The sequence below is a fragment of the Intrasporangium sp. genome, assembly GCF_035688975.1.
In the GTDB taxonomy this organism is placed as follows: domain Bacteria; phylum Actinomycetota; class Actinomycetes; order Actinomycetales; family Dermatophilaceae; genus CALMNV01.
This window is the reverse complement of sequence record NZ_DASSMH010000065.1, coordinates 1-8319: the sequence shown is the minus strand read 5'-3', so window position 1 is coordinate 8319 and position 8319 is coordinate 1. Positions and strand designations below refer to the sequence as shown.

The 8319-nt window shown below is 73.2% G+C and carries 9 protein-coding genes; 3 read left to right on the top strand and 6 right to left on the bottom strand.

Translation table 11 applies throughout. The features are described from left to right. The first annotated feature begins 191 nt into the window (after positions 1-191). Positions 192-590, top strand: coding sequence for a hypothetical protein (locus VFJ94_RS06930; RefSeq protein ID WP_325003467.1), 399 nt, complete (start codon positions 192-194; stop codon positions 588-590). Here the strand turns inward: VFJ94_RS06930 and VFJ94_RS06925 are convergent. The 5 genes from VFJ94_RS06925 to VFJ94_RS06905 form a co-directional block, all read right to left on the bottom strand. Continuing rightward, the gene (locus VFJ94_RS06925; RefSeq protein WP_325003466.1) at positions 580-1779 is read right to left on the bottom strand and encodes a DUF6350 family protein; all 1200 of its coding nucleotides are present in this window, start codon (positions 1777-1779) and stop codon (positions 580-582) included. The two genes, VFJ94_RS06930 and VFJ94_RS06925, sit on opposite strands and share 11 nt — an antisense overlap. Before the next feature lie 258 nt (positions 1780-2037). Further along, entirely contained in the window at positions 2038-2931 is an 894-nt protein-coding gene (gene sucD, locus VFJ94_RS06920; RefSeq protein ID WP_325003465.1) for a succinate--CoA ligase subunit alpha, read from the bottom strand. A gap of 32 nt (positions 2932-2963) precedes the next feature. Then, positions 2964-4148, bottom strand: coding sequence for an ADP-forming succinate--CoA ligase subunit beta (gene sucC, locus VFJ94_RS06915; RefSeq protein ID WP_325003464.1), 1185 nt, complete (start codon positions 4146-4148; stop codon positions 2964-2966). Positions 4149-4424: 276 nt separating this feature from the next. Continuing rightward, on the bottom strand, positions 4425-5360 hold the full coding sequence (locus VFJ94_RS06910) for a type IV toxin-antitoxin system AbiEi family antitoxin domain-containing protein (protein WP_325003463.1): 936 nt from the start codon (positions 5358-5360) through the stop codon (positions 4425-4427). 241 nt (positions 5361-5601) lie between these two features. Continuing rightward, entirely contained in the window at positions 5602-6003 is a 402-nt protein-coding gene (locus VFJ94_RS06905; RefSeq protein ID WP_325003462.1) for a cobalamin B12-binding domain-containing protein, read from the bottom strand. A gap of 79 nt (positions 6004-6082) precedes the next feature. Here VFJ94_RS06905 and VFJ94_RS06900 point away from each other — a divergent pair, with 79 nt between their 5' ends. Then, positions 6083-7063 carry an esterase/lipase family protein gene (locus VFJ94_RS06900; RefSeq protein WP_325003461.1) on the top strand — a complete coding sequence of 327 codons (981 nt, stop codon included), beginning with the start codon at positions 6083-6085 and terminating at the stop codon, positions 7061-7063. A 182-nt stretch (positions 7064-7245) separates the two neighbouring features. Further along, on the top strand, positions 7246-8145 hold the full coding sequence (locus VFJ94_RS06895) for a M23 family metallopeptidase (protein WP_325003460.1): 900 nt from the start codon (positions 7246-7248) through the stop codon (positions 8143-8145). Positions 8146-8182: 37 nt separating this feature from the next. On the opposite strand, the gene VFJ94_RS06890 is transcribed toward VFJ94_RS06895, so the two are convergent. After that, positions 8183-8319 (bottom strand): hypothetical protein (locus VFJ94_RS06890; RefSeq protein ID WP_325003468.1); only part of this gene is annotated, 137 nt, incomplete at its 5' end.

The following is an 8319-nucleotide window of genomic DNA, read 5'->3' as shown; positions in this document are numbered from 1 at the left end:
GCCGCGACCCGGACGCCGTAGGCCGGGTCCTGGGCGGCGTCGAGCAGCGCCTGCAGGAGGGTGCCGGACCCCGAGACGAGGACGACGACGGGCACGCGGCCGGTCGCTTCGCTCGTCACGGGCGGAGTTTACCGAACCCGCCGGCCCCGCCCTGACGCGTCCCGTCGGCGTCCATCGGCGACGATGGTCAGATGACGCCAGGCCCGCTTCGCCGTGACCTCGACTTCGCCCGTGAGAAGGCCAGGCGCAGCCTGCCCGTGTCGTTGCTCGCGCTGCTCGGCATCGTCGCGCTGTACCTGCCGCTGCCGAGGCGCTTCGTCGCGGCCCTGCCGCTGACGCTCGCCGTCGGCCTCTCCGTGCGGCTGCTGCGCTTCCTGCGGGGACAACGGGGCCTCGACAAGGTGTGGCCGGTCGTGACGCTGGTGCTGACCGCCGCGCTGCTCGCGACCCTCGTGATGCAGGCGGTCTTCTACCAGAGCGTGCGGGCCTACGAGGAGTGCATGGCGGCAGCCCAGACCCAGCTGGCTGCCGCGGACTGCGAGCTGCTGCGGCAGCAGGACCCGCTCGGCTCCGGCCTCCTCATCCGCTGACCACGCTCTGCCGCTGCTGCGCGCCGTCGGCGTCCTCGGGGCGCACCGCGCGACGCTGACGCCACACGCGGTAGCCCACCCAGGCGGCGGCACCCGCCACCACCTCGAGGAGCAGCGCGCCGACCATCGGCCCGACGGTCGGGCCCACGGCACGAAGCCGCTCGACGCCGACGGAGCCGTTGCCGAGGGCGGTGAGGACCCCGACCAGGACCACCGAGCACGCTCCGGCGGCGCCCGCGGCGGCGAACCGCTCCCGCACCGACGCGCCGTCCGGCGACCGGCGGTCCGTCCACCAGCCGACGAGGACGCCGACCCCGACGGGGAGGAGGACGACGAGGAACAGCGCCCGCGGATAGCTGGCCTCGTCGGGGAGGGCGCCGAGCACTGGCACGAGCGGCATGAGCCCGGGATGCGCACCCGCCGGGGAGATCGCCCCACCCGTCGCGAGCGAGAAGCCCGGTCCGGCGATGAAGGAGACCCCCCACGTGGCGAGGTTGCCGAGCGTGAGCAGCTGGGCGGCCACGAGCACGGCCGCAGCACCCACGTTGAGGTCGTACTCGCCATGGATCCTCGCGATGTCGGGCAGGGACGCCGCGATCCGCGAGACGGCGAGCGCGAGACCGAGGGCGAGCAGCACGCCGGCTCCCCGCCAGCCGGCGCGCCAGGCGGCGGGCAGCCAGGGCTGCCCCTCCCACACGTCGCGCACGCCGCCCGGGCACCTCTCCAGGAGGCGTCGGCCCAGGCGCGTCGGCTGCTCCGGCCCGTGCCGCAGCAGGACGGTGGCCGTGGCCGCGACCGGCACGAGGAGCGCCCCCAGCACCCCGGCCGGGCCGGGCCGGACCGGGCCGGCGAGGGTCGTGAGTCCCACGAGGACGGCCACCGCGGCATACCCGAGCAGGAAGCCGGGCACGAGGCGCACCAGCACGGCGTCCCACTCGCTCGGGCGCGCCCCGGCCCGCTCGGCGGCGAGCAGGCGACGCAGCGCCCGCCGGGCAAGGAGCACGAACGCCGCCAGCAGCAGGAGCGGCACGACGGACACGGCGAGGCCGCCTCCTCCGATCGACTGGCCATGCCCGAGGAACCAGATCCCGCTCGCCACGGCCACCGCCGTGGACCAGCTGACCGAGCTCTGCGGTGCGCTGACCCAGCCGACCAGGGCCGGGAGGACGACGACGGCCCACGTCCCCACGGCGGCGAGCGCGCCGGAGCGCAGGGCGGAGGTCAGCCCGGAGGTTGGCCCGGAGGTTGGCCCGGACGACGGCAGGCGAGATGACGGGCGGGGCGAGCTGGACAGTGCTCTTCCTCTCGGGAGACGGGGCGCGGCGGGCCGCTGATGTGCCCTCATGGTCACAAGGAGTGGCCCCCAGAGCGAGCGGCCACGCCGACAGCGGACGAGGGCGGCCCCGGACGCCGGGGCCGCCCTCGTCGTCCGAGGTGTGCGGGAGGGCTACATTCCCTGGCCCTGCATGATCGCGCGCATGAGCTGCGCGGTCTCTGACGGGGTCTTGCCGACCTGGACGCCCGCAGCCTCGAGGGCCTCCTTCTTGGCCTGTGCCGTGCCTGAGGACCCGGAGACGATGGCACCGGCGTGGCCCATCGTCTTGCCCTCCGGCGCGGTGAAGCCGGCGACGTAGCCGACGACCGGCTTGGTGACGTGGTCCTTGATGTATGCCGCCGCCCGCTCCTCTGCGTCGCCGCCGATCTCGCCGATCATGACGATGGCGTCGGTGTCCGGGTCGTCCTGGAACGCCTCGAGACAGTCGATGTGCGTCGTCCCGATGATGGGGTCGCCGCCGATGCCGACCGCGGAGGAGAAGCCGAAGTCCCGCAGCTCGTACATCATCTGGTAGGTCAGCGTGCCGGACTTCGAGACGAGGCCGATGCGGCCACCGCCCGAGATGTCGGCAGGGATGATGCCGGCGTTGGACACGCCAGGAGTGATCAGGCCGGGGCAGTTCGGGCCGATGATGCGGGTGCTGCCCTTGGACTGGGCGTAGGCGAAGAACTCCGCCGTGTCGCGGACCGCGACGCCCTCGGTGATGACCACCGCCAGCGGGACCCCGGCGTCGATCGCCTCGACCACGGCCGCCTTGGTGAAGGCCGCCGGCACGAAGATGACGGACACGTTGGCGCCGGTCGTGTCGACGGCCTCCTGGACCGTGCCGAAGACGGGGACGGAGACGCCACCCTCGAAGTCGACCGACTGGCCGGCCTTGCGGGGGTTGACGCCCCCGACGATGGTGCTGCCGGACTTGAGCATGCGCTGGGTGTGCTTCATGCCCTCGGAGCCGGTCATGCCCTGGACGATGATCTTGGAGTCAGCGTTGAGGAAGATTGCCATGGCTGTTGACGCCTTTCGGTTCTGCGCGGGGCTCAGTCGGTCGCGGCGGCGGCGAGCTCGGCAGCCTTGCGGGCCGCGCCGTCCATGGTCGCCTCGATGATGACGTTGGGGTGGGCGCGCTCGGCCAGGATGCGCCGCCCCTCCTCGACGTTGTTGCCGTCGAGGCGCACGACGAGCGGCTTGCTCTCCTCCTCGCCGAGCGCGTCGAGGGCCCCGACGATCCCGTTGGCGACCGCGTCGCACGCGGTGATGCCGCCGAAGACGTTGACGAAGACGCTCTTGACCTGGGCGTCGCTGAGGATGATGTGCAGGCCGTTGGCCATGACCTCGGCCGAGGCGCCGCCGCCGATGTCGAGGAAGTTGGCCGGCCGCTGGCCCCCGAAGTCCTCCCCCGCGTAGGCCACGACGTCGAGGGTGCTCATGACGAGCCCGGCGCCGTTTCCGATGATGCCGACCGAGCCGTCGAGCTTGACGTAGTTGAGGTCCTTGGCCTTGGCGGCGGCCTCGAGGGGGTCCGCGGACGCCTTGTCCTCGAGGGCCGCGTGGTCCGGGTGGCGGAAGTCGGCGTTGGCGTCGAGGGAGACCTTGGCGTCGAGGGCGACGATCTGCCCGTCCTCGGTCTTGACGAGCGGGTTGACCTCCACGAGCGTCGCGTCCTCGTCGTGGTAGACGGTCCAGAGCAGCTTGAGGACGCGGACGAGCTCGTCCTTGTCCTCGTCGGCGAAGCCGGCCGCGTCGACGATCTCGCGGGCCTTGGCGTCGTCGATGCCGACGTTGGGGTCGACGGGCACCCGGGCCAGGGCCTCGGGGCGCGTCTCGGCCAGCTGCTCGATGTCCATGCCGCCCTCCTTGGAGCACATGGACAGGTAGCTGCGGTTGGCGCGGTCGAGCAGGAGCGAGAAGTAGTACTCCTCCGCAATCCGGGCGCCCTGCGCGATCATCACGGTGCCCACCGTGTGGCCCTTGATGTCCATCCCGAGGATCTGCTCGGCGGCCGCCCGGGCCTCCTCCGGCGACTTCGTCACCTTGACGCCGCCCGCCTTGCCCCGGCCACCGGTCTTGACCTGGGCCTTGACGACGGTCACGCCCCCGGACTTCGCCCCGATCCGCTCGGCCGCGGCACGGGCCTCCTCCGGCGTGGTGGCAACGGCCCCGGCCAGGACCGGCACGCCGTGCGACTCGAACATGTCGCGCGCTTGGTACTCGAAGAGATCCACAGGTGGTCCGTCCTCGTCGTCGAATCGAATCCTCGTCGGGCTGACTTTGGGACTCTAGTGCCCGCGGGCACGGCATACGGCCCGGGACCGGCCGCATCGGACCAAGATCACAGCCCCGTCTCACGCCTCAGGCCAGCCCGTATGCCGCCGAGCCGGGCAGCGGGCGCGCCCCCCGGCAGCGGGCGCGCCCCCCGGCAGCGTGCGCGCCCCCCGGCAGCGTGCGCGCGGCCGCCGGCCATGTCCTTCCGGGAGCGCGCATAGCGGGGCCGAGAGCAGTCAGGCGACGAGCCGAAGAGCCCGCTCGATCCGGGCGCGCACGAGCGGGGGGTCGTCGAGGTCGGCCCAAACCAGGCGCACGACCACCCACCCCTCGCGCCGCAGGGCGTCCTCACGCCTCTTCTCCTCGAACAGCGCCCGCCCGTCTCCGCCGGCGTACTTCACGGCGCCGTCGAACTCGACGAGCACCCGCGTCCCCCGGATCCGCAGGTCCGCCCGGAACCGCCGGCCTTCCGCCACCAGCTCGACCTGCGGGTCGAGCTGGTAGCCCAGCGCATGCAGCAGGTATGCCGTGCGCGTCTCGCCCGGCGACTCGTGCCGGCCGTCAGCCTGGGCCAGTGCCGCGCGCACCGGCCCGATCCCGCGCCGCCCGGCGAGCGACGAGGCAGCCGCGAGCAGGCCGGCCGGGTCGACCAGTCCTCGGCACAGAGCGGCATCGGCGGGCACCAGCGTGCTCTCGGGGCCCGAGAGCAGGCCGGCCTGCACGATGGCGTGAGCCAGCGGCATACCGGCCGGGGCGGCCCTGCCGCCCGCTGACCCCGAGAGCGGCGCCCGGACCAGCCCCGCCACCGGGCGGTGGATCACGAGGCCCGGCCGCCTCGCGGCGACACCGACGTCCGTCGGAGCGGTGGGGAGGGTCGACGTCAGGTGCACGGTCGCGAGGTCGGCCCGATACGTCGGGAGTCCGCGGACGATCAACAGGGAGTGGTGGCTGACCGCCGCCCGGTGCCCGAACTGCAGCCCCAGCGCCGTCGCCGCGCGCGCATGACGCGTCGTGTCATCGACCGGCCCGTCCGAGCGGGCATACCAGCCGCGCGTCAGACGGATGCAGGCGCCCGAGCGCAGCAGTCGGTCGAGCGCATGCGAGTCGAGACCGTGCGCGTGGGCGTCGGCGGCGCTGAAGACGCCGTTCGTGCCGAGGAGGTTCAGGTCCATCCGGTCACGGTGGCCGCTGCCGCGCTCGCTCGTCACCCGCCCCGGACGGCCCTGTGGACGGTGGCCGGACTCCGGCGGCAGATGTGGACAGCGCCACCGTGCGCGCCTTCGGGCCGCGTGGGGCCGGCCCCGGGCGCACCGTGTCCTCGCGCGCGCACGCGGGGGTGTATTGCCCACCCGGTACGCGGGCCAGCAGACCTGGTCCTCGCGCGCGCGGGCGACGGCGGCGCTGAAGACGCCGTCAGTCGGTGGGCACGTTGTCGCGCACCCACTTGACGATCTCCATCGTGGTGGCCCCTGGCGTGAAGACCTTCGCGACGCCGAGGGCCTCGAGCTGCGGGATGTCGTCGTCCGGGATGATGCCGCCGCCGAAGACGACGATGTCGCTCGCCTCCTTCGCCCTGAGCAGCTCGACGACCTTGGCGAAGAGGGTCAGGTGCGCGCCGGAGAGGACGGAGAGCCCGATGGCGTCGGCGTCCTCCTGGATGGCCGCCTCGACGATCTGCTCGGGCGTCTGGTGCAGGCCGGTGTAGATGACCTCCATGCCCGCGTCCCGCAGGGCGCGCGCGACGACCTTGGCGCCACGGTCGTGTCCGTCCAGGCCGGGCTTGGCGACGACGACGCGGACGGGGGACTCAGTCATGGTGGGCACTCTAGTTCTCGCCTCGTTGGCCGAGGCGCAATGTGACCGACGACCCATCCCGGCCGGTAACCTCGCAGACGTGACAGCGGCATACGGCGCCGTGAGGCTCCCGCGCCGGACGGCGAGCGCCCCCGAGCCGGCCGGTCGGCGCACCGGGCTGTGCTCGGCCGCCACGGACCTCGCCCGGGCCCTGTTGACGCCGACCGGGCTCGCGGGGGCCGCTCTGGAGGCGACGTGGATGGGGCTGCACCTGGGCCTCTACCCGCTGGGCCTGCTCGGCTCGGCCACCGACCGGCGTCAGGGCTATCGGCTCAGCCACCTGCCCCCGACCCAGCGCGGGCTCGCCATCCAGGACGTCGAGGCCGCGGAGACCCCGATCCTGCTCGTGCACGGCATGGTCGACAACCGCTCCATCTTCACCGTCCTGCGCCGCGGGCTCGTGCGCCGGGGCTTCGGGCGCATCGAGACGATGAACTACTCCATCCTCACCGGCGACGTGCGCGTGGCGGCCGCCCGCCTCGGCCAGGAGGTCGAGCGCATCGTCGAGGAGACGGGCTACGAGCGGATCCATGTCATCGGCCACTCCATGGGTGGCCTCATCGCGCGGTACTACGTCACCCGGCTGGGCGGCGACGAGCACGTGCACACTCTGGTGACCCTCGGCACCCCCCACGCCGGCAGCTACCTTGCCCTGGGCTGGAACGCCGGTCTCACCAGGCAGCTGCGACCCGGCAGTGCCCTGCTGCGCGAGCTCGAGCAGCCGGTCGCGCACTGCGGCACCCGCTTCGTCGTCTACTGGTCCGACCTCGACCAGGTCGTCATCCCGCAGCGCAACGCGGCCCTGCACCACGACGACCTCAACGTGCACAACATCGAGCTGCACGGCGTGGGCCACATGAGCCTGCCCGTGACCCCGGCGGTCGTCCGCGGCATCTCGCACGCCCTCGCGCACCTCGACTCGAGCGGCGCCACCGTGACGCCGCCGGTGGCCGAGATCCCGCGGCGGCGCGGCGCCTCGCTCTTCCCCGAGGCCCCGTCCACAGCCGCGTCGCCGTCCTGACGGCTGTCCCCAGGGCGCCGACGGGCGGCCACCCGGCTGCCGCGCATTCCCTACGCTGACGTAGCGTTCCACCGGCCACCGCGAGGGCTCCCCAGCCAGGGTAGCCGACACACGATTTTTCGATAACGAAACGATCACGTTAGGCTATGGGCTCCGCCCCCGGCCCGAGATAGGTCTCCCACGTGTCCCACACCCGTTACACGGGCCGTCATCGGCCTGCGCCCCAGCACACACGCAGTCGTCGGATCGTCATCCCGGCGGCCCTGCTGGGCTGTGCGGTCGTCGGCGCCGTCGTGGTCCGTGACGTGGGCGCCAGCCCCCTCGGCGTCCAGGCCGGGGCGGTCGCGAGCGCCGCCGACGCGGTATCGACCGGGTGGAGTGCCGTCGACGCCAGCGCCGCCGTCGCTGCCGCGGCTGCCCGCGCGGACAGCGGCCGTGTGTCCCGCGACTCGGTGCGCGCCGGGACCGTGGCGGAGCAGGGGTCTGCGCGCGAAGAGGCCGCCGCGCAGCAGGCAGCCGCCCGCGCCCAGGCCAGCACCGCGAAGGCGGCGGCGGACAAAGCTGCCGCGGACAAAGCTGCCGCGGCGAAGGCCGCTGCTGCCAAGGCAGCCGCGGCCAAGCCGGCCGGCGTCGGGGGCGGCACCGGCAACCCGGGCCCCGACCGGACCGCTGGCCCCATCACCGGGGACCGCCGTTGGGTCAGCCCGTTCTCTGGCTACTCGCTCACGTCCGGTTTCGGCCCTCGCTGGGGCAAGATGCACAACGGTCAGGACCTCGCCGCCGCGGTCGGCACGCCGGTCCGCGCCCTCTCCAGTGGCAAGGTGCTGTTTGCCGGCTGGGACGGCACGGGCTACGGCAACTTCGTCAAGATCCAATACTGGGACGGCACGGTGTCCTGGTATGCGCACAACAGCCGGCTGGTCGTCAGCGCCGGCGACTCGGTGTCGCCGGGGCAGACGGTGTCCTATAGCGGCAACACCGGAAACTCGACCGGCCCGCACCTGCACCTCGAGATCCACCCGGGTGGCGGCGCTCCCGTTGCCCCGCGGACGTGGCTGAGCGCCAAGGGAATCAACCTCTGAGCACCCTCTTGGCGAGGGGTCAGAGCGTGGCGAGGGGTCAGAGCTTCTCGAGCGGCGCGTAGCGCAGCAGCAGCCGCTTGGTGCCGGTGTCGCCGAAGTCGACGTGGGCCATCGTCTTGTCCCCCTCACCCTCGACGCGCACGACCGTGCCGAGCCCGAAGGCGTCGTGCGTGA

What these genes read in the sequence shown, in the direction of transcription:
- VFJ94_RS06930 (WP_325003467.1), top strand. Translation starts at nt 192, where the DNA reads ATGACGCCAGGCCCGCTTCGCCGTGACCTCGACTTCGCCCGTGAGAAG.
- sucD (WP_325003465.1), bottom strand. Translation starts at nt 2,931, where the DNA reads ATGGCAATCTTCCTCAACGCTGACTCCAAGATCATCGTCCAGGGCATG.
- VFJ94_RS06910 (WP_325003463.1), bottom strand. Translation starts at nt 5,360, where the DNA reads ATGGACCTGAACCTCCTCGGCACGAACGGCGTCTTCAGCGCCGCCGAC.
- VFJ94_RS06905 (WP_325003462.1), bottom strand. Translation starts at nt 6,003, where the DNA reads ATGACTGAGTCCCCCGTCCGCGTCGTCGTCGCCAAGCCCGGCCTGGAC.